At 40.0% G+C, this 20,459-nt stretch carries 21 protein-coding genes; 10 read left to right on the top strand and 11 right to left on the bottom strand.

What is annotated here, in order from left to right; all coding sequences use genetic code 11:
* Positions 1–35: 35 nt before the first annotated feature.
* From ACTIEV_RS00360 to ACTIEV_RS00335, 6 genes are all read left to right on the top strand, one after another.
* Positions 36–467, top strand: a complete 432-nt coding sequence (locus ACTIEV_RS00360; RefSeq protein ID WP_178888785.1) for a single-stranded DNA-binding protein — start codon at positions 36–38, stop codon at positions 465–467.
* 72 nt (positions 468–539) lie between these two features.
* On the top strand, positions 540–1,874 hold the full coding sequence (gldE, locus tag ACTIEV_RS00355; RefSeq protein ID WP_322196535.1) for a gliding motility-associated protein GldE: 1,335 nt from the start codon (positions 540–542) through the stop codon (positions 1,872–1,874).
* Positions 1,875–1,966: 92 nt separating this feature from the next.
* Positions 1,967–2,590 carry a hypothetical protein gene (locus ACTIEV_RS00350; protein WP_322196534.1) on the top strand — a complete coding sequence of 208 codons (624 nt, stop codon included), beginning with the start codon at positions 1,967–1,969 and terminating at the stop codon, positions 2,588–2,590.
* 186 nt (positions 2,591–2,776) lie between these two features.
* Positions 2,777–3,361, top strand: coding sequence for a DUF3109 family protein (locus ACTIEV_RS00345; RefSeq protein ID WP_322196533.1), 585 nt, complete (start codon positions 2,777–2,779; stop codon positions 3,359–3,361).
* Between the two features lie 9 nt (positions 3,362–3,370).
* Positions 3,371–4,747, top strand: a complete 1,377-nt coding sequence (locus tag ACTIEV_RS00340; protein ID WP_322196532.1) for a LutB/LldF family L-lactate oxidation iron-sulfur protein — start codon at positions 3,371–3,373, stop codon at positions 4,745–4,747.
* A 19-nt stretch (positions 4,748–4,766) separates the two neighbouring features.
* Positions 4,767–6,056 (top strand): polysaccharide deacetylase family protein, encoded by a 1,290-nt coding sequence (locus tag ACTIEV_RS00335; RefSeq protein ID WP_322196531.1) that lies wholly within the window; start codon positions 4,767–4,769, stop codon positions 6,054–6,056.
* A gap of 2 nt (positions 6,057–6,058) precedes the next feature.
* On the opposite strand, the gene ACTIEV_RS00330 is transcribed toward ACTIEV_RS00335, so the two are convergent.
* From ACTIEV_RS00330 to ACTIEV_RS00295, 8 genes are all read right to left on the bottom strand, one after another.
* The gene (locus ACTIEV_RS00330; protein WP_322196530.1) at positions 6,059–6,982 is read right to left on the bottom strand and encodes a DMT family transporter; all 924 of its coding nucleotides are present in this window, start codon (positions 6,980–6,982) and stop codon (positions 6,059–6,061) included.
* Positions 6,983–6,984: 2 nt separating this feature from the next.
* Positions 6,985–8,469 (bottom strand): bifunctional phosphoribosylaminoimidazolecarboxamide formyltransferase/IMP cyclohydrolase, encoded by a 1,485-nt coding sequence (purH, locus tag ACTIEV_RS00325; protein ID WP_322196529.1) that lies wholly within the window; start codon positions 8,467–8,469, stop codon positions 6,985–6,987.
* A 61-nt stretch (positions 8,470–8,530) separates the two neighbouring features.
* Entirely contained in the window at positions 8,531–10,576 is a 2,046-nt protein-coding gene (locus ACTIEV_RS00320; RefSeq protein ID WP_322196528.1) for a ComEC/Rec2 family competence protein, read from the bottom strand.
* An 87-nt stretch (positions 10,577–10,663) separates the two neighbouring features.
* The gene (locus ACTIEV_RS00315; RefSeq protein ID WP_322196527.1) at positions 10,664–11,860 is read right to left on the bottom strand and encodes an ATP-binding protein; all 1,197 of its coding nucleotides are present in this window, start codon (positions 11,858–11,860) and stop codon (positions 10,664–10,666) included.
* A gap of 88 nt (positions 11,861–11,948) precedes the next feature.
* Positions 11,949–12,167, bottom strand: a complete 219-nt coding sequence (locus tag ACTIEV_RS00310; protein WP_322196526.1) for a hypothetical protein — start codon at positions 12,165–12,167, stop codon at positions 11,949–11,951.
* A gap of 35 nt (positions 12,168–12,202) precedes the next feature.
* Complete coding sequence (locus ACTIEV_RS00305) at positions 12,203–12,547, bottom strand: hypothetical protein (RefSeq protein ID WP_322196525.1); 345 nt, start codon at positions 12,545–12,547, stop codon at positions 12,203–12,205.
* A 10-nt stretch (positions 12,548–12,557) separates the two neighbouring features.
* Entirely contained in the window at positions 12,558–13,157 is a 600-nt protein-coding gene (locus ACTIEV_RS00300; RefSeq protein WP_322196524.1) for an RNA polymerase sigma factor, read from the bottom strand.
* Between the two features lie 44 nt (positions 13,158–13,201).
* Entirely contained in the window at positions 13,202–14,752 is a 1,551-nt protein-coding gene (locus tag ACTIEV_RS00295; protein ID WP_439515871.1) for a sulfatase family protein, read from the bottom strand.
* A gap of 66 nt (positions 14,753–14,818) precedes the next feature.
* On the opposite strand from ACTIEV_RS00295, the gene ACTIEV_RS00290 reads away from it, so the two are divergent.
* Complete coding sequence (locus ACTIEV_RS00290; protein WP_439515870.1) at positions 14,819–15,727, top strand: DUF72 domain-containing protein; 909 nt, start codon at positions 14,819–14,821, stop codon at positions 15,725–15,727.
* An 80-nt stretch (positions 15,728–15,807) separates the two neighbouring features.
* Here ACTIEV_RS00290 and ACTIEV_RS00285 read toward each other — a convergent pair whose 3' ends face one another.
* From ACTIEV_RS00285 to ACTIEV_RS00275, 3 genes are read right to left on the bottom strand one after another with little or no spacing between them, the layout of a single operon-like run.
* Positions 15,808–17,088 carry a Y-family DNA polymerase gene (locus ACTIEV_RS00285; RefSeq protein WP_322196521.1) on the bottom strand — a complete coding sequence of 427 codons (1,281 nt, stop codon included), beginning with the start codon at positions 17,086–17,088 and terminating at the stop codon, positions 15,808–15,810.
* A gap of 14 nt (positions 17,089–17,102) precedes the next feature.
* Positions 17,103–17,474: an endonuclease domain-containing protein gene (locus ACTIEV_RS00280; RefSeq protein ID WP_322196520.1), complete on the bottom strand. Its 372-nt coding sequence runs from the start codon at positions 17,472–17,474 to the stop codon at positions 17,103–17,105.
* Between the two features lie 45 nt (positions 17,475–17,519).
* Entirely contained in the window at positions 17,520–17,951 is a 432-nt protein-coding gene (locus tag ACTIEV_RS00275) for a LexA family protein (RefSeq protein WP_322196519.1), read from the bottom strand.
* Between the two features lie 73 nt (positions 17,952–18,024).
* Between ACTIEV_RS00275 and ACTIEV_RS00270 the strand changes: the two genes are divergently transcribed.
* Genes ACTIEV_RS00270 through ACTIEV_RS00260 form a run of 3 tightly spaced genes read left to right on the top strand, consistent with a single transcriptional unit; the run spans position 18,025 to position 20,392 of the window.
* On the top strand, positions 18,025–18,618 hold the full coding sequence (locus ACTIEV_RS00270) for a hypothetical protein (protein ID WP_439515869.1): 594 nt from the start codon (positions 18,025–18,027) through the stop codon (positions 18,616–18,618).
* 53 nt (positions 18,619–18,671) lie between these two features.
* Positions 18,672–19,277, top strand: coding sequence for a 2'-5' RNA ligase family protein (locus ACTIEV_RS00265; RefSeq protein ID WP_322196517.1), 606 nt, complete (start codon positions 18,672–18,674; stop codon positions 19,275–19,277).
* Positions 19,278–19,330: 53 nt separating this feature from the next.
* A complete protein-coding gene (locus ACTIEV_RS00260; protein ID WP_322196516.1) occupies positions 19,331–20,392 on the top strand; it encodes a PA0069 family radical SAM protein in 1,062 nt (353 codons plus the stop codon).
* Positions 20,393–20,459: the final 67 nt, after the last annotated feature.

Below are 20,459 nucleotides of genomic sequence, written 5' to 3'. Positions count from 1 at the left end.
AGTGATTAATCTGCGACGAACAAAAAATCAATCGTATGAGAGGTGTTAACAGAGTGATGCTCATTGGAAATCTGGGAAAAGACCCCGATGTACAACATTTAGAAGGCAATATTGCCGTTGCGAAATTCCCCCTAGCTACCACAGAAACCTACAAAGACCGCTCGGGGAAATTAATATCCCAAACAGAATGGCACACTGTTGTTTTGTGGCGAGGGCTGGCAGAACTGGCACAAAAGTATTTGCACAAGGGGAGTTTGATTTATGTGGAAGGTCGTTTGCGTACCCGTAGTTGGGAAGACAAAGAAGGTAATAAGAAATTTGCTACGGAAGTAGTAGGTGATAACCTGATCATGCTGGATAAACGTGGTGACGGTTCCGGTGGACATGTTTCCGGAGAAGGTATTGATGGTTATACAGGCGATGATATGCCACCATTGTCTGATCCCGGAGAATCATTGCCTTTCTGATAACCCTGCGCAATGTATTTTTGTGATGAAAAGAATGCACCTGTCATTCATTGTTAACTAAAAACACCTGTTTTGGATTATCACTCGGTATTGTATACCCAACTCTTATCGGCCATTCATCCACAAGGTACCACTGTACTTGTGATGATACTGGTTGTGTTGCTTTTTCTTTCTTTCGTTTTGTCAGGATCTGAAGTGGCTTTCTTTTCACTCACTTACAAAGACATCAACAACCTGAAGTCTAAGCAGATACCCTCTTACAAAAGAATTGTAGATCTATTAGAGCAGCCCAAAACCTTATTGGCTTCTTTATTGATTGCTAATAGTTTCATCAATATATCCATTATCATTATTTCAAACCTGCTTATTGATAATATGTTCAACTTTGAACAGTTCAATGCAGTATGGGTAGAGTTTCTCATTAAAGTATTGGCTGTCTCTTTTTTATTGGTGCTCTTTGGCGAAGTGATGCCGAAAGTGCTGGCTACACAAAACAATATTCGTTTTGCCAAAGACTTTGGAGCGGTGGTACAGGCTGTGGCATATACATTTGCCGGTATGAGTAAATGGTTGGTGAAATATTCGGATATCATTGAAAAAAAACTAGCCAGCAAAACAGGAAGTGCGTATAGCTTGGAAGAACTGGATCATGCCATTGATCTTACTACCAATGAAACGGCTTCTGAAAATGAGAAGAATATCCTAAAGGGTATTGTTAAGTTCAGTAATATCTCCGTGAAACAAATCATGAAGACCCGTATGGATGTTCATGGTGTGGAATATGGAACTTCATTTGGTGAATTAATTACACTGGTAAAAGAACTGAATTATAGTCGTCTACCTGTTTACAAAGAAGACCTTGATGAAGTACTTGGAATGATCCACACCAAAGATCTACTACCATATCTTCATGAACACAATGATTATAACTGGCATCCGTTAATGCGTCCGCCATTTTTTGTGCATGAGCAAAAGCCTATTGAAGACTTATTACAGGAGTTTCAACAAAAAAGAATTCATTTTGCGGTAGTAGTAGATGAATTCGGCGGTACCAGTGGTATCGTAACCTTGGAAGATATCTTGGAAGAAGTAATTGGTGAGATCAAAGATGAGTTTGATGAAGAAGACACTGTATTCAAAAAAATTGATGACAACAACTATGTCTTTGAAGGTCGTACCATGATTCATGATGCATGCAAGATTATGGACATACCCGCTGAAACTTTTGATGAAATAAAAGGTGAAAGTGATTCACTGGCCGGATTGGTACTTGAGATTGCAGGTGATATACCCAAGACAGGTGCTATTTTACACAGTGGTGATTTCGAATTTACAGTGCTGGAGCTCGAAAAGAATCGTATTCAGAAGATTAAGTTAATGATTAAGAGAGAGGGCATTAGCTTATAGTTCATGGCTTATGGTTCATAGACCATGGTCCATAGTCCATGGTAGGAGCGAGAAACATTATTGGAGGGCTTTAAACGTGTTGGATTTTACTTATGCGAAGAAAAAATAGGAATCTGTTGAATCATATCCATCCATTGACCAGGGTCTATGGACTATTAACTATTCTCATATTCACTGCTTGCAATAGTTCATTCACCCCCAAACCCAACGGCTATTTCAAGATCGATTTTCCTGAAAAAGCGTACAAAAAATTTGATACAACAGGGTATCCTTATGCGTTCGAATATCCGGTATATGCTAATGTAGTAAAAGACAGTACTTTTTTTGGAGATGCAACGGAGAATCCGTGGTGGATCAATATAGAGTTTCCTCAGTTCAATGGTCGAGTGTATATCAGTTATAAAGAAATAGGTCCTAACAGATTTGATACTTTGGTGAAACATGCATTTGTGCTTACAGGTAAACATTCTGCAAAAGCATATTCGATTGATGATTCATTAATGATAACGCCGAATGGCGTCCATGGAATGTTCTTTTCTGTGGGAGGGGATGTGGCTACTGCTAATCAATTTTATCTGACAGACTCTACACGCCATTTTTTACGTGGGGCGATGTATTTTGATGCTACTCCCAATGCAGATTCTTTGGGCATTGTGAATGCATTTATTCTTCAGGATGTACGGCATCTGATCAACAGTTTTCGCTGGAAAAAATAATACAGCCGCCCAGGAATGGGCGGCTCTCAGGCAAACACTGAACTACCCTTCAGTAACCAGTATACTATGTATACGCTGAAAACATACGAATGTTACCGGTTACCCTGTTAAATCTTAGCTTATACAAAAGATGTATACGCCACTAAATCTGGTTATCTTCGTTCCCATATTTTAATAACTGTTTTCATGATAGCTATTGATAATAAATTGATCAGTGACGAAGTACTGGAAGAGCAATTTGTATGTGATCTTACCAAGTGTAAAGGCGGTTGTTGTGAAGATGGAGATGCCGGAGCGCCCATGGAAAAATGGGAACTTGAAAAATTGAAAGAATACTATGATGTCATCAAGCCTTATATGACACCGGAAGGTATAAAAGAGGTAGAGCGTCAGGGTAAATATTTATATGATCAAGAATTTGGATGGGTAACACCTACCATCAATAGCGGTATCTGTGCCTATGGTTATCGTGACGAAAAAGGAATTATAAAGTGTGGGATTGAACAAGCGTACAATGATGGCAAACTGGATTGGAAAAAACCCTTGAGTTGCCATCTTTTTCCGATTAAAACCAAAAAGAGCAAAAGAGATCCCGATATTGAATATGTGAACTATGAACCTCGTGCAGATCTTTGTAAAGCAGCTTGTTCATTAGGTAAGAAACTAAAAGTACCTGTATATGTTTTTCTGAAAGATTCTTTGATCAGAAAATACGGGGAAGAATTTTATGAAGCGTTGTCAGCCACTGCTGAACACATGAAAAAAGCATAACATCAATTTATGACAGATACTGCCGCCTCTTTTATTGCAAAAAGTACCATTAAAGCTGCTGATCTGGAACACAGAAGAAAGATCAATTTTAATATTGGTAAATACAATGCCGTAGTTCCTATTGGCAAGCAACAGTTCACCAATGTAATGGATGCAAGAGAACGAGCAAAAAATACCAAATGGGAAGCCATTGAACATTTGGATCAATACCTGTTAGAATTTGAAAAAAAGATTACAGCCAGAGGTGCACGTGTAGTATGGGCAGAAGATACAGAGCAAGCATTGGCAGAGATCGGTAAGATCTGTAAAGAGAAGCATTGCAAAACACTGGTGAAGAGCAAAAGCATGGTCACGGAAGAAATACACTTGAATGACTATCTTGAAAAAAATGGGATTGAAAGTGTGGAGACGGATTTAGGTGAATACATACAACAATTGGATGGGGAACCGCCTTACCATATTGTTACACCTGCCATGCATAAAAGCAAAGAAGATGTAGCCAAACTTTTTGCCAATAAACTGGGTACAAGACCAGATCTTACTCCCGAGCAACTGACATTGGTTGCGCGACAAAAACTCCGTGAAAAATATGTAGAAGCAGAAGTAGGCGTTACAGGTGCTAATTTTATTATTGCTGATATTGGAGGCATTGCGCTTACGGAGAATGAAGGAAATGCAAGACTTAGTTGCGCTTGGCCCAAAACACATATCGTGATCGTGGGTATTGAGAAAGTGATTCCATCTATCAAGGATCTGTCACTTTTCTGGCCTTTGCTTTCAACTTTCGGTACAGGACAAAAGGTAACGGTATACAACACTGTCATCTCTGGTCCGAAACAAGCTGATGAAACCGATGGCCCGGAAGAAATGATCGTGATATTGTTGGATAATGGCAGAACCAATCTGCTCGCCAATCCAACGAGCCGTGAAGCTTTGTACTGTATTCGTTGCGGCGCTTGCTTGAATGCTTGTCCGGTGTATAAGAATATTGGTGGACATGCTTATGAAACCACTTACAGTGGTCCCATCGGTAAAGTGATCACACCACACCTTCGCGGAGTAGATGATTATAAACACCTGAGTTATGCTTCTTCATTGTGCGGTAATTGCACGGAAGTATGTCCGGTAAGAATCAATCTGCATGAATTGTTATTGGATAATCGTCATGAAGCAGTCGTGCAAGGTTCTAGTACCATCGCTGAACGTGTTGCTTGGAAAGCTTGGAAGATGGCGAGTTTGAACCGTATCATGATGAATATGGGGAATGGCAAAATGAAGAATTGGGTAGTGAACAAGGTATTCAAAGGATGGTCGATGCATCGATCAGAACTGGATTTCAGTCAGAAAACCTTTAATGAGTTGTGGAAGGAGAAACAAAAAAAATAACAGGTCTCACTGAATCATTGTGCCGGTCATTTATACTCCACATATCAGTCCACGCCTGCAATATATTGTAGCACATCTGTTTGAAGGATCAGCCAGGATCACCACATCAATTGAAGAGTATCAGCATGATGAAAATATAAAGATCAATTATTCTCCTACACCTCTTTTCGAGAATGAATTATGGGTACTGCCCTCAAGATTATTGATGGAGGATACCATTCATGAAGTAGAGATTGATGTACAACGATGGAATGGATTACCCATCTTTTTTGCAACAAACGGTTCTATACCTTTTGATATTTTCTCTGCTTCATTTTATCTGTTATCTCGCTACGAAGAGTATTTACCTCATGAGAAAGACCGATATGGTCGATACGCACATACCAATAGCACTGCATACAAGCATCAGTTCATCGATCAGCCATTGATTGATCTATGGATGCAACAACTGGAGCTCATCCTAAAACAACAACGATCATCCTGGCATTTACCGGTTCGTATTTTTACCATACAACCCAGCTATGATATTGATGAAGCGTATCGCTACATATGGCAATCGCCTTTCAGAAATATTCTTGGTTATTTTATAGACTTCTTACAAGGGAAATTTGAGCATGTTACCAATAGGATGAAAGTATTGGCAGTAAAGCAAAAAGATCCATATGATGTGTATGAATGGTTAGATCAATTGCATGAACAGTATCACCTAGATCCTGTTTACTTTTTTCTGTTGGCAGAAAAAAGGACTTCGCTGGATAAAAACATAGACCCTTACACAAAAGGAATGCAGCAATTGGTACAAAGACATACTGAAAGATACAATGTCGGTATTCATCCATCAACACAAAGCTTCGGTAGTATGGATACCATGAAACGAGAATGTCAGTTACTGGCGTATCATACCGATAAAAAAGTCAATCGATCCAGACAGCATTATTTAATGATGAATTTTCCTGATACTTATCGGTTATTGATCGCATTGGGTATTCAACATGATTATTCATTGGGATATGGGTCTGTCAATGGTTTTAGGGCATCTGTTGCTCGTCCTTTTTATTGGTATGATCTGGAAAATGAAAAAATAACTTCCCTATTGATCCATCCATTCTGTTATATGGATAGCACGGCTATCTTCTATGAAAGATTGAATACAGAAATGGCATTTGAGCGAATGAATAGCTTCTATGAAAGCGTAAAGCAGGTGGAGGGTACGTTCTCCTTTATTCTACATAATCACTTTTTAGCAGAGCAATTTGAATGGATGATATGGCGACAACTGTATGAAGATTTTCTTGGTAAACATTGCTGATACTACATCTCATCTACATCAGCCAAAGCTTGTTCTCTTTGTTTTTTGAGACTTCTATTCACCAGAAACACGCCAATCAGTGTGATCAATGAACCAATAAGGATATTGATCGTTAATTTTTCATTCGTGATCATGGTTCCTAATAAGATGGCTACCAGCGGATTCATATAAGCGTACAAGGAAGCAATGGCGGGTTCAAGATGTTTCATCGTATAAATGAAAGCCACAAACGCCACTATTGAGCTGGCAAGTACCAAATATGTAATGGCCAGCCATGTATTCGCAGGCACGCTGGTGAGTGGGATGCTTTCACCCGAAACCAATGTCATGATCATCAGTACAAAGGAACCCATCAACATTTGCCAACCGGTGGCATTATAGGCATTCATCTTTACTTTATTTCTGGCAATGATGATAGTTCCCACACTCCAACTCAACATGGCAATGACAGAAAGTAACAATCCCCAGATATATCCTTCTGTATAATTATGAAATGCATTATCATAAAAAACAAAGCCGATACCTGTAATTCCTAATAACATTCCTATAAAAGTAATGGCAGTGATTTTGGTATTTTTAAAAAATAACTTCTCAATCACTACAACAGATAAGGGATAGAGTGCTGCAATTAAAGCAGCAAATCCACTGGGGATGTATAAGAGTGCAACCGTAGCAAATCCATTGGCGATTACAAATAAAAGCATCCCCATTCCTGTAAGCCATAGTAATTGTTTGAAGGTGGGTAGTTTTTCTCCTCTGATTAAAAAGAACGCAACAAACAAACTACCACCCAAAAATTGACGGATAGCAGCTACTTCCAATCCGGGTACACCTTGTTGAACAGCAATTTTACTGGCCACCCAACTAGTGCCCCAGAGAATACTGGTAGCTACTAAACCGATATATGCTTTTTGTTTTACTGTCATGATCAATGTCTGAAATGACGCATACCCGTCATTACCATTGCCAGCTGATGTTCTATACAATAGGCAATACTGTCTTTGTCTCTTACAGAACCACCCGGCTGTATGAAAACCTCAATACCTTCTTGATGAGCAATCTGTACACAATCATTGAAAGGAAAGAATGCATCCGATGCCAATACCGCACCTTTCAGATCAAACTGAAATTGATGTGCTTTTTCAATGGCATGTCTGAGTGCATCAATGCGACTGGTTTGTCCGCATCCCTTTCCTACCAGTTGTTTATTTTTTACCAATGCAATGGCATTACTCTTTAAGTGTTTGCATACCAGATTGGCGAAACGAAGATCTTCCTGTTCTGCAGCAGTGCTAGTTCTGCCACCTACTTCTTCCCATTTCTCAAAATTACCTTCATCAGCACCTTGTTCTAATACACCATTTAAAATGGATTTGGATGGAGCTTTCAATACAGGAGTGCCGGGTTTCAATTGTAATAAGATCCTGTTCTTTTTGCTTTTCAATACTTCTAAAGCATCTGCATCAAAAGAAGGCGCAATCAATACCTCAAAGAAAATTTCATTGATGGCATCAGCAGTGGCTTTATCAACAGTACCATTGGTAACCAATACTCCACCAAATGCACTTTCCGGATCACCCGCGAGTGCTGCATCCCAGCTTTCTTTTACAGAACTGCAAGCAGCGATGCCACATACATTGGTATGCTTAATGATTGCAAAAGTGGTATCTGTAAATTCTCTGATCAACTGAACCGCTGCATCAACATCTACCAGATTATTATAAGAGAGTTCTTTACCATTCAACTGATCAAATAATTGAGTTAAGTCGCCATGAAAAACGGCTTGCTGGTGTGGATTCTCACCATAACGCAATGATTGTTGGTGTCCGGGATTAAAATAATTACTGATGGCAATATCATAGTGCATTACTACTTCAAATGCTTTCGCAGCAAATACTTTTCGTTGTTCAATAGTTGTAGAGCCTTTTTGCTCAGCCAGTATTTTTTCAAGTGATGCATAATCATCTTTGGCAGCAATCACTACCACATCTTTAAAATTCTTAGCAGCAGCACGTATCATGGATGGCCCACCGATATCTATCTTTTCGATGATGGCTTTTTCTTCACTTGTATGCTTCAAGGTTTCTTCAAAAGGATAGAGGTCAACGATCACCAAATCGATCTCTGGTATTTTGTATTGCTTCATCTCCTCCAAATCCTGTGCTTCATATCTGCGACCCAATATTCCACCAAATACAACAGGATGTAGCGTTTTTACACGACCTCCTAAAATGGAAGGGTAGGTTGTCAAACTCTCCACCGCAACACACTGAATCCCTAAACCTTCCAAAAATTGTTGGGTGCCACCGGTGGAATAGATCGTGATACCTTCTGATTGTAAGCGTTTAGCCAATGGCTCAAGACCATCTTTATAAAAAACGGAAATAAGTGCAGATTGAATCTTTTTTTGCATGATGAACAGTTTGGTTTATCACCGGGAATCCGGTGGTATGAGTGAATGGTTGGCGCAATCGTCAGTATTCCATTACAAAAGCACCTTGTTCAGGTACCGAATGGTGGCGCAAATGTAGGCTGTCTGCCTCTTTTTTCCATTTCCGGATTTTCCACAAGGCATTGTTTCCGTCAAATATGTACTGGCGGGCATTGAAAACACGATGTAAATCGCTCATATTCAAAAAAGAACCTTGTTGTACAACCACAATATCAACCGGAAAAGACCCATGAATCGGGGCTTTGTCTGTAAAGACCAAACGGTGTTGCTTGATACGTACAACAGGATATTCTTTGGTAGATAATATACCCATTCTTTGTACCAAACCAAGTTGAGTTCGGGAAGACATGAGAAATTTTTCAGCTTTTTTATCCGGGTGATCACTAGTCCATGAATAATAAGCACCTCCGCTACCAATATCAGTCATGGTTTGTCCGCGGGACTGGTAAATAACCAAACGTCCGGTATTTCGGATGGTGATTTGACGATTACTATGGAAACCAACTATTACGAGACCACTGACGCCTCCTATTATTGTATATATGGGTTTCTTATAGATAATTCTACATCCAATCGTTATCACCATCACATAGTAAAGTACTACCTGAATAAAATGAAGCTCAATATGATTGGTGACTGTAAAATTCAATTGATCAAAAAAGAGAATCATTTGATTCATTACCCTTAATATGTTTTCAATAATATTACCTGCAATCATGGCTACAGCATGGGAAGGAGATACGACTAGTAAAACAATGCAACCATATAGTACCAATCCTGATAGAGGTACAATGAGTAAATTAGTGATAAGAAAAACATTGGGAAATTGATGAAAATGATACAAGATGATAGGTGTTGTTAATACCTGTGCACTGATTGTAACAGCCATCAACTGCCATACATAACGAAACGGGCGAAAAGAAATATACACGGATCGATACAGTGGTCCGGATAACCAAATAATACTCAGTACGGCTAGATAGGATAGCTGAAATCCGATATCCCATAAATAAAAAGGGTTCACTAATAATAATAAAAAAGCCGATGCCGCAAGCGTATTATAAGTGTTGTTCTTGCGAAGCAATGATTCTCCCAACATCATCAGCGAAAAGATAACAGCCGCTCTTAATACCGAGGGCCCGGCACCTGTTAGCAAGGTAAAAGTCCATATCAGTAATAGTATACATAAAGTTCTGATCCATCTAGAGATGGTGTTGCGTTGAAGCAGTTTTGTAAAGAATAATAGAATGCCATAGATCAATCCAAGATGCATACCACTGATTACGATTACATGTACTACACCTGTATTACTATATGCTTGTAAAAGATCGTCATCCAAATCATATTTGTAGCCAATCGTCAATGCTTCCGCAATGGCTTTTTCTTGTTGTCCTCGGATATACTGTTGAAAAATGTCCTTAACATATTCCTGTGCCTGAGTCAATATATTCTTAGCTTTTTTGGTTTGTTGTGCAACATAAAAATCCTTTGCTGTCAAATACAAGCTATGATAAATGCCTTGTCGAGCGCAATAGGCAGCATAATCGAAACTGCCCGGATTTTGCATTCGAGTAATAGGCTGTAAAGATTTTTCTGTAATGATCTGCTGGTCTTTCTGTAACCCTTTTGTACGTTTATCTATATACAACAAAATTCTACCGGAAGCTTTTTTCCATCCTTGTTGATCCTGAAAAGCGAGTATGTTGGCTTCTATTTTCCATGTTTTATCTCTTTCGATGGGTTGCGAAGAAAATTGCAATAAAATTGACTTTGCTTCTGTTGCATATTTTCCGATCCAATTTTTTTGATAAGAAATATTTCTCTCTCGCGTCAGCAGCGACCCTATACAAAACAAAGAGGTATATAATAATGTTGCTGTTAGTTTTCTGAAACGAAATTTTGATCTTACTGAAATGAATGCGTGTATCATCAATAGCAGCAGGGATATCAGCAGGACAACAGCAGGCAAGAAGGCTGCATGTGGGAAGTAATATTGAATCAGAATACCCGCAATAAAACAAGGCAGTATTCGTATGAAGGGAATTTTCCTATAAAGTGGGATAGACAATACACGCATTATTAAACCTACATGAAAAGACCGCGTTGTGGAACGCGGTCTGTCAATTCAAGTAAGAATACTACGTATTTATACCTGTTATTTAGAAAGATTCATACTTCTTTCTTTATACAAAGTTCTGAAGTAAGGGTCTCTTAAGTCTTTGATAAAACGAATCGCTTCACCGGTACTCTTCATTTCAGGTCCGAGTTCTTTGTTGACGCCCGGGAATTTCTCAAAACTGAAAACAGGTTCTTTGATTGCATACCCTTCCAGTTTTTTATCCATGGTGAAATCTGTCAGTTTATTGGCACCCAACATTATCTTGGTAGCAATATTCAGATAAGGGATTTGATATGCTTTCGCAATAAATGGAGTGGTACGTGAAGCCCTTGGATTGGCCTCAATCACATATACTTTACCATCTTTGATTGCAAATTGAATATTGATAAGGCCTTTGATATTGAGTGCTCTTGCAATCTTTTCACTGTAATATTCCATGGTCTCTACAACCAGTGGTGTAAGATTGAAAGCAGGAAGTACGGCATTACTGTCACCACTATGAATACCTGCCGGTTCAATATGTTCCATCACACCCATGATGTGAAAGTTTTCACCATCAAAAATGGCGTCCACTTCTGCTTCCTGACAACGATCCAAGAAATGATCGATCAAAATAGTATTACCCGGAATATGTTTCAACAAACTGATCACCGCTTTCTCCACTTCCTCATCATTGATCACAATACGCATTCTTTGTCCGCCCAACACATAACTCGGACGCACCAATACCGGATACCCAACCTTATTCGCCACTTCAATAGCTTCTTCGGCAGTGTAGGCTGTTCCGTATTCCGGATAAGGGATATTGAGTTCTTTCAGCAAATCACTGAATCTACCCCTGTCTTCAGCAATATCCATGCTATCGAAAGAGGTACCAATGATGCGAATACCTTTTTGGTGTAAACGCTTCGCCAGTTTGAGGGCTGTTTGTCCACCCAACTGAACAATCACACCATAAGGCTGCTCCAGTTCAATGATTTCCCAGAGATGTTCCCAGAAAACGGGTTCGAAATACAGTTTATCTGCCATATCGAAATCGGTAGAAACTGTCTCGGGGTTACAGTTCACCATAATGGCTTCATAACCACATTCTTTAATGGCCAAAAGACCATGTACACAACAATAATCAAATTCAATACCTTGTCCGATGCGGTTTGGACCACTGCCTAAAACAATGATCTTTTTCTTAGCGGATGGGATTGATTCGTTGGATGATAAGGTAGGATGGCTCATTTGCGACAAATTGCGCAAAAATAAGGGGTTGGAAGAATTTACCGTCGTTATTTTTCGAATAATCGAAGAATAGTTTAAAATGAAGCGATCAATCGGTCAATTCCTCACATAGCCAACCGCCGGTTTGAAGCGTATTTTCAATGATTCGGGGCGATAAAGTAGGGTCTGCTTCTATTCTTAAAATATTGTCAATATCATGCATATCTACATTCCAGCGATGTATGCCCCGAATGGGATGCAATAATTGACCCGCATGAAGAATCTGACCCTGGTCTTCCAGATTGGTTTTAAAAACAAGAACTTGCATGCTTACAGTTGTTAGGTGATGGTCGTATATTCTATTTAGGCATCCGGTTCGACACTATTCCGCTTCCACATGTTGCATCGGTTACGCCATTCCTCTTTTATTTTTTCTCTTTCTTCCGGACTCAATCCTTCCAGTTTGGCTTCCATTTTTTCTTTCCAGCGTTTTTTATAATCGCCCCCTTTACCACGGAAGCCACCGAACAATATTTTGCTTAATACCAATAAGCCCAAAGCCTGCCAGTAGGTAACGGTAGAAACGGGTACCACTTCTGCGAGTACACCATTCCATAACAACATTACCACCCAGGTAAGCAAAGCTATTCCTGCGATGGCAAGTACGGTAAGCCCTACTACTTTTTTGATCCAAAATTTCTTGTTCATCATATTCTATTTAGGAGTGGTTCAATAATTCATTTTTTAAAGTCCCTAGCCTTTCACGCAAGTGTAATACTGCATAGCGTTTACGGCTGATCAGGGTATTGATGGTGTCACCTGTTTGCTCTGCGATTTCTTTGAAAGGAATGCCTTCAATTTCATTCAATACAAATGCATCTCTTTGCGGGGCAGGTAACTCATTCAAAGCAGTATACAAGGCATCCCAGAACAAGGAACGCATGTATTCCGATTCAGGATTGTTTTCATCATCAAAGAAAAGATCCGACCATTCAAAACCTTCATCGGAATCAGAAGCGTAAAGGTCTTCCAGTAATTCCGGCTTTTTCTTTCTTTGTTTATCGGTAATCTTATTTCGGGTAACCGTGAATAGCCAGCTGGTTAGTTGTTCAATAGGGGTAGTATTCCCAATGAACTGATAGAAGACATCCTGCAGAATATCTTCTGCATCGGCTTCACTGCTTACCCGTTTACGGATAAACCCCATCAATCGCTTGCTGTAAGTATTGATGACTTCAGTGATATGCTTGCCGCGGGAATCGCTCATGTTAGCCGGTAGTTGCCATGCCTGATCCATACCTTTAGATGGACGAATCAAGAAATGCTATATTGTAATGATCTATCATTTTTTTATCGTTGTCATTATTTTAGTTCGCCTGCCATTTCATGGTCATCATATTGATCACGCAAACGCAGCAACTCTTTTTTCATATCAGCAAGGATCCCGGAATAGGCTTTGTTCTGAATCAGGTTACGTTGTTCTGATGGATCTTTCAGTAAATCAAATAATTGCCACTCATTGACTGTATAAAAATAGATCAGTTTGTAACGTTCAGTTCTTACGCCCAAATGTTGTAATACCGTATGATCAGCCTCATACTCATAAAAGTGGTAGTACAAACTTTTTCTATTCCAGGTGGTTTTTTGCTGAATAAGTAATGGCTGTAAGCTAAGCCCATGCATGGAAGTAGGTACGGTAATGCCTGCCATAGCTAAAAAAGTAGGCGCGTAATCAATATTCTGAACCATGGTTTCATTGCTACTACCGGCTTTGATTTTACCCAGCCAACGTATGATCAATGGAGTACGCATAGATACATCATACATCCATCGTTTATCAAACCAACCATTTTGACCCAAATAAAAACCCTGATCTGAAGTATATACGACCATTGTATTTTTTGCAAGACCGGTACTATCCAGATAATTCAATATCTCCCCAACGCTTTCATCAACTGAAGCTGCAGAGGCTAAATAGTCTTGCATGTACCACTGGTACTTGAGTTTCAATAAGTCATTGCCTTTGGGTTTTTGTTGTTGTAATATTTCTCCGCGTATGGAATAGATCTTTTTTATTCGTTCTCTTTCAGTAACAGGTATTCTATTAAAAATGCTGTTATAGTAAGCGATCTCAGCTGAATCAGGTTTCAGCCATGGAATATCTATTAAGTAAACAGGGTCTACTTTGAGGTCGCTAGATAGTTTCATGTCATGTAATATGCTCATGGTCTGCAATTTCCATGCAGTGCCTTTTCCTGTAGTGTCTGCGTATAGGGTAGCAGGTTCGGGAAAAATTTTATCTCTGAATGCTTCAATATTTTTAGGAGAAGGGAAAAAATAGCGATGGGGTGCTTTGTGATGTAGCAATAGTAAAAATGGTTTTGTATCATCTCTTTTTTTATCCAGCCAATCAATGGCTTCTTTGGTGATTACTTCTGTAGCGTAACCGGCGTAGGTATTCGTATCGCCTGTCATTGATATCAATCTGGGTTGGTAATACAGCCCCTGCCCGGGTAAAATTTTCCAGTAATCAAATCCGGTTGGATAAGTATGTAAATGCCATTTACCTACGATAGCAGTTTGATAACCGTATTGTTGAAACAACTTAGGCATGGTGATTTGTGAACCGTCAAAACGAGTACGATTATCTTTCATTCCATTTTTATGCGAGTGCTGTCCGGTTAACAGAGTTGCTCTTGCCGGACCGCAGATTGAATTTCCCACAAATGCTTGCTTGAACAGCATTCCTTCTTTTGCAAGTCTGTCAATATTCGGTGTAGCTAATAGTTGAGAGCCATAAGCACTAATCGCATTGGCATCATGATCATCACTCATGATATAAATAATATTGGGTCTTTGCTGTGCTGTTACGATGATGGGCAATAGCCAGATAAGCAATAAGTATTTTTTCATGTTCGAAGGGTAAATGCTGAATAAAGGAAATATAAACCTGTTAGCTTTGTATACAAACTTACTGGTATGGAATTTGGCCGCGTACATGAATCGGAATTAAATACGATTGATTTTACCCTTCCCACAGAGCCTGCATTCAATCAACAGGTATTGAAAGGTAAGCCACAAAAGCATCCCAAAGTATACTTGGGTTGTGCCAAATGGGGGCGTACGGAGTGGATTGGTAAAATCTATCCGCCTAAAACCAAAGAGAAAGATTTTCTAGAGCATTATGTAAAGCACTATAATAGCATTGAGCTGAATGCTACTCATTATAAGGTATATGGTGCTGCAGGTATTGAAAAATGGGTGGATAAGGCGGTAGGAAAGGATTTTAAATTTTGTCCAAAAATGTATCAAGGTGTTACCCATCGTGGTAACCTGAAGGGCAAGGATTTTATCACCACTGAATTTTTACGTGGCATCATCGCATTTAAGGAGCACCTCGGACCAGTATTCGTTCAGGTAAGCGATAGCTTTTCTCCGAAACGAAAAGAAGAGTTGTTTGATTTTCTCAAGTCTCTCCCCACCGATATGCAATTCTTCATGGAAGTACGTCATCCCGATTGGTTTACCAAACCGGATATCAGTGAAGAATTGTTTACTAGGTTGAAAGAAATGAGTATCGGCGCAGTCATTACTGATACCAGCGGTAGAAGAGATTGTGCACACATGCATTTGACGGTTTCTAAAACCTTTATTCGTTATGTAGGTAATAGTTTGCATCCGACAGATTATACACGTGTGGATGCATGGATTGAAAGAATGAAATACTGGATCAATCAGGGAATGGAAGAGATCTATTTTTTCATGCATATGCACGATGAAGCATTTTCTCCCGAGCTTACGGTGTACATGGTAGACAAACTCAATGCCGCCTGCGGACTTGAACTGAAAAAGCCAGTGTTTGTGCAACAGCAACAGTCTTTGTTTTAGTCCATAGTCCATGGTCGATAGTCCATAGCAAGAAAAATACCTGCTTAACTATGGACCATGGACCATCGACCATGGACTCCTCACCCCACCTCGCACAACTCCTCCCATCTCGTTGTATAACGTGGACTGCGTAATTCTTGTCGCATTTTCCAGTTGCGAGTAGTGCCGGAGGAGGCGAACTTGATGATGTCGTCTCGCATGGCGAAATTGACATTGTCCATCATATCCATGAGTAGACGGTTGTGGTTTTGCGAGGGTGTTTTGAACAAATTACCTTGTACGGAATCATCGGGTACGATACCGCTGAGGATCACACCGGCTTTTTTGTAAAGTGTTCCTTCTTCATAGAGTTCCTCTACCAATGCCATCGCGGGTTTGATAAGCTCTTGTGTAAAAGAAGTGGCGACTGGTAAAGTAGTATACTTACTGAGTGTGGGTCCGTGTTTGAAATAAGGTTCAACAGAAGGTTGCTTGGGAACCACAAATACGCTGATGGTATTGGCAGCGGAATATTGTCGGCGTAATTTTTCAGCTGCTCTTGAAGTATAAGTAGCTACTGCTTCTTTGATGTCTTTGAGTTCGGATACCGGTGAACCAAACATACGGGTAGTGGCGATCATTTTTTTTCTGATTCTTTCATCTTCCATTTCTCTGCTGATCGAGCCTTTCAGTTCTCTGACCAAACGAACACCTGTAACGCCACCCAGTTGTTTGCCTGCCCAATGAATATCTCTGATGCTGAGATCATACGCATTCAGAATATTCATGCGCTGTAGTTTTACTGCATACTGATGCCCCACACCCCATACATCTTCTATCGGAGTTTTTTTCAATGCCTGTTCAATTTTGCGTGGGGTATCTAAAACGAGTACGCAATTGGTGATTACTTTATTTTTCTTAGCAAGCCTGTTGGCTACCTTACTCAATACTTTGGTAGGGGCTACGCCGATGGATACCGCAATGCCTGTCCACATTTCTACGGTTTCTCTTAGTTGTAATGCAAAGGCAGATAATTGTTCTGCTGGAATATGATCAAGGTTCAGAAAAGCTTCATCCACTGAATATACTTCTACACAACCGGGTGGTAGCATCATGCGCAATGTTTCCATTACACGCCAGCTCAGATCACCATACAGATTATAATTGGAGGAGAAAGTGGCGACACCATATTGCTCAATCAATGGTTTGGCTTTGAAATACGGTCCGGCCATTTCCACTCCCAATTGTTTGGCTTCATCGCTGCGTGAAATGATACAACCATCGTTATTACTCAATACCACTACCGGACGATGCTTCAGTTCAGGTCTGAATAATCGTTCACAGGAACAATAAAAACTATTACAATCAACAATCGCCTTCATAGCCCCCTAGCCCCCTAAAGGGGGGATTTTATGTATTTTAAAATGGTTTTGATGACTTGGTCTGTGTTATGTAAGACCTCATGATTCGTAAATCTTAATATAGTAAGTTGTAAACTTCGGAGTTCTGCATCGCGTTCTTGATCATATTCCTTTCTGTCTGGTCTATTATGAATAGAACCATCTACTTCAATTACCAATCGATGTTGGTGACAATAGAAGTCAGCAATATAGCCTGCGAGGGGATGTTGTCTTCTGAATTTACAACCCAGTAAATTTTGCTTCAACCGATTCCATAAAATGACTTCAGCATCCGTAAGTTGCTTACGTAGCTCCTTCGCCCGCTGAAATGCAATAGGCCCAGCATCATAATACATCGTCTTTTTCATACTAGCTCACTTATACCCCCCTTCAGGGGGCAGGGGGAAAGGGGGTTATATAGTATGAATATTATAAAGTACCACTCCCCACACCGCGAAACTTCCATACGGATCCAATTCAATATCTCCGAACTTTTTGTTTTCGGCGAGTAATCTTTTTTTGTTGAAGGCATCTTGAAATCTTCGAACCAGCAATTCACCATTGAGAATGGCTACGATTACACGGCCATTGGCATTGCGGATACTTCTGTCTACGATCAAGATATCACCGGGATAAATACCGGTGCCTGTCATGGCTTCGCTATTCATGCGGAAAAAAAAGGTAGCCGGTTTGTTGCGGATGAGTTGTTCATTGAGGTCAATGCCTCTTTCCATATAATCATCTGCAGCGGCACCAAAACCGGTGGCGTTGGCAGTGGGAACTTCCCACTGACTGTATTGTTTGGAGCCTTTGTAGGCAGCTCCGTACCACTGTTCCCCATCCATATAAATAAATTTTGTTTAGCTAAATATTTTAGTAAATTTATGCTAAAATAATTGACACGGTAAAATTTTGTTTATGGAAATACATACTGTAATCAGCGAAAGATGGACAGCCGCTCCAGGCACTTTATTGAATAGTTATCAGTTGATGGCATATCCCGATACAGTCACAGGGGCAGGCATTCATGCCGAACAACAATATCTGGTAAGAAGGTATCAAACCGCTTTGCTACCTCAACCCACAGGTATTATGGTAGCACAGTTTATGGCCAGAGAAGAAATGGAGCCCACCCTTATCCGATGGATGCATCGCATCATCAGCTTACAACAAAGCTTTCGGGTGAGTATGGCTGGGTTTGGTGCTTTATCGTCCAAACAAATTTACCTGCGTGTACAAGAGCAAGAACCTTTTCAGGAACTAGCGACGGCTCTGCAAGTGATAGATCAGTATGTAAGAAGTTATGATTGTCCGCCGGTAAAACGATACACGCATCCTTATTTGCCATTAACGGGAAAAGTAGCTGATCATGTATTTGGAGAATTGGAAGCTGAATATGCTACTCGTAAGACAGATCTTTCTTTCGAAGTAAAAGAACTCTTACTCGTCAGATACAATCACGAACAGGAAAAAGGCAGACAGATCAACGTATTTCATCTACAACCTGCTTAATAAAGATATATCTCTTGATCCTTGTTTCTTGATGCTTGAAACTTATACCCGCTATGTTTACTTCTTTGAATGGTCATCATTTTTCTGAATACCTATTGGTACTGGAACCCCATGAGGCTTTGCAGCAACAGATACTGCAATTGAAAAAACACTTTTCGGAAAGCTATGACTGTCCCACTGCTGTTTATTCCAAACCTCATATCACTTTACTGAGTTGTTTGCAATACACGATGGCAGAAACGAGGTGGATACCCAGGTTAGAGCGCATCATTGCAGCTGCAGATCCTTTTATGGTAGAGCTGAGTGACTTTGGCAGTTTCCCAACACATACCATTTTTATTCAGGTAAAAACAAAAAATACCATCATTGAATTGGTGAAGTCATTGCGACCCTTGCAACCGATGATCAAAACCGATAAAGAGCACAAGCCGCATTTTATCATGGATCCGCATATGACCATTGCCAGAAAACTATTGCCTTGGCAATATGAGAAAGGATGGTTGGAATACAGTAATACTCAGTTTACAGGCAAATTCATGGCGAATCATGTATTACTGATGAGAAAACAGATGGATGCAAAAAAGTATGAAGTCATACAACGATTCAAGCTGCTTGGGCACAAACAAACCATTGAACAAAGTTCACTTTTTGATTGGTAAGTGCTGATTAATTTGATATTAACAATCGCATCATAAGCGAAGAAAGAAAAGTTATGGAAGAGGAATCATCCTATCTAAAAGGGCGTGGCGCACAATTCAATCCGCGTAATCGGTTTTTAAAAAACGAAAGGGTTAGGGAACATATAGAAGCGATTGACGATTGGACAGAACCCAATGAAGAAACTGTGTATCTGGAAGACCAAGCAAAAAGTATTGTGAATAAAGTGGAGAGTCCGGATGTAGGTATGTGGTACAGTATGAATCCATATCAGGGTTGTGAGCATGGTTGTATTTATTGTTATGCGCGAAATGCACATGAATATTGGGGTTATAGTGCCGGATTGGATTTTGAGCGAAAGATCATCGTCAAAAAAAATGCACCACAATTACTGCGTAAATTTTTGATGCACAAAAACTGGGAGCCTGTACCCATTAGTTTGAGTGGTAATACAGATTGCTACCAGCCGGCAGAGAAAAAATTCAGGTTAACGCGACAATTATTAGAAGTATGTAATGAATTCAATCAACCGGTGGGAATGATTACCAAGAATGCAGGTATTCTACGCGATAAAGATCTGCTACAGGAAATGGCGAAGAAAAATCTAGTAAGCATATTGGTGAGTATCACTTCTTTTGATGAAGACTTGCGCCGGGCCATGGAACCCAGAACAACAACGGCTAAGCAAAGATTACGAGTGATCAAAGAATTAAGTTCTGCAGGTGTAAGAATGGGAGTAATGTTAGGTCCGATGATACCCGGTTTGAATGATCATGAAATGCAACGTATCATGAAAGCAGCCAGTGAACATGGTGCTGTATTCAGTGCTTATACTTTTATTCGCCTGAATGGAGCCATCAAACTGATTTTTCATGATTGGCTCTATAAAAATTTTCCCGATAGGGCCGATAAAGTCTGGCACCTAATTCAAAATGGTCATGGTGGACAAGTGAATGATAGTCGCTATGGTGTGAGAATGCGTGGCGAAGGTCCGATTGCAGATATGGTAAGACAACAATTTATCAAGTACAATAAACTCTATCAACTCAACGCGGAGCGATGGGAGCTCGATGCGACAAGATTTAGGCGGCCTGGGGAGCAGGGGCGGTTGTTTTGATGTGAGTTGACAGTTGATAGTTGACAGATTATAGAAGACTATTAGTTCATAGTTGAACTATACGACA

Origin of the sequence: Sediminibacterium sp. (assembly GCF_051861365.1) — a bacterium.
Lineage (GTDB): Bacteria > Bacteroidota > Bacteroidia > Chitinophagales > Chitinophagaceae > Sediminibacterium.
Note: the sequence above shows the minus strand (reverse complement) of the source record. Positions and strands in the feature narration are given on the sequence as shown.

Excerpts from the sequence above, each read along its gene's own strand:
- ACTIEV_RS00360 (WP_178888785.1), top strand. The coding sequence starts at position 36 with ATGAGAGGTGTTAACAGAGTGATGCTCATTGGAAATCTGGGAAAAGAC.
- ACTIEV_RS00350 (WP_322196534.1), top strand. The coding sequence starts at position 1,967 with ATGCGAAGAAAAAATAGGAATCTGTTGAATCATATCCATCCATTGACC.
- ACTIEV_RS00345 (WP_322196533.1), top strand. The coding sequence starts at position 2,777 with ATGATAGCTATTGATAATAAATTGATCAGTGACGAAGTACTGGAAGAG.
- ACTIEV_RS00340 (WP_322196532.1), top strand. The coding sequence starts at position 3,371 with ATGACAGATACTGCCGCCTCTTTTATTGCAAAAAGTACCATTAAAGCT.
- ACTIEV_RS00330 (WP_322196530.1), bottom strand. The coding sequence starts at position 6,982 with ATGACAGTAAAACAAAAAGCATATATCGGTTTAGTAGCTACCAGTATT.
- purH (WP_322196529.1), bottom strand. The coding sequence starts at position 8,469 with ATGCAAAAAAAGATTCAATCTGCACTTATTTCCGTTTTTTATAAAGAT.
- ACTIEV_RS00315 (WP_322196527.1), bottom strand. The coding sequence starts at position 11,860 with ATGAGCCATCCTACCTTATCATCCAACGAATCAATCCCATCCGCTAAG.
- ACTIEV_RS00310 (WP_322196526.1), bottom strand. The coding sequence starts at position 12,167 with ATGCAAGTTCTTGTTTTTAAAACCAATCTGGAAGACCAGGGTCAGATT.
- ACTIEV_RS00305 (WP_322196525.1), bottom strand. The coding sequence starts at position 12,547 with ATGAACAAGAAATTTTGGATCAAAAAAGTAGTAGGGCTTACCGTACTT.
- ACTIEV_RS00295 (WP_439515871.1), bottom strand. The coding sequence starts at position 14,752 with ATGAAAAAATACTTATTGCTTATCTGGCTATTGCCCATCATCGTAACA.
- ACTIEV_RS00290 (WP_439515870.1), top strand. The coding sequence starts at position 14,819 with ATGGAATTTGGCCGCGTACATGAATCGGAATTAAATACGATTGATTTT.
- ACTIEV_RS00285 (WP_322196521.1), bottom strand. The coding sequence starts at position 17,088 with ATGAAGGCGATTGTTGATTGTAATAGTTTTTATTGTTCCTGTGAACGA.
- ACTIEV_RS00280 (WP_322196520.1), bottom strand. The coding sequence starts at position 17,474 with ATGAAAAAGACGATGTATTATGATGCTGGGCCTATTGCATTTCAGCGG.
- ACTIEV_RS00275 (WP_322196519.1), bottom strand. The coding sequence starts at position 17,951 with ATGGATGGGGAACAGTGGTACGGAGCTGCCTACAAAGGCTCCAAACAA.
- ACTIEV_RS00270 (WP_439515869.1), top strand. The coding sequence starts at position 18,025 with ATGGAAATACATACTGTAATCAGCGAAAGATGGACAGCCGCTCCAGGC.
- ACTIEV_RS00265 (WP_322196517.1), top strand. The coding sequence starts at position 18,672 with ATGTTTACTTCTTTGAATGGTCATCATTTTTCTGAATACCTATTGGTA.
- ACTIEV_RS00260 (WP_322196516.1), top strand. The coding sequence starts at position 19,331 with ATGGAAGAGGAATCATCCTATCTAAAAGGGCGTGGCGCACAATTCAAT.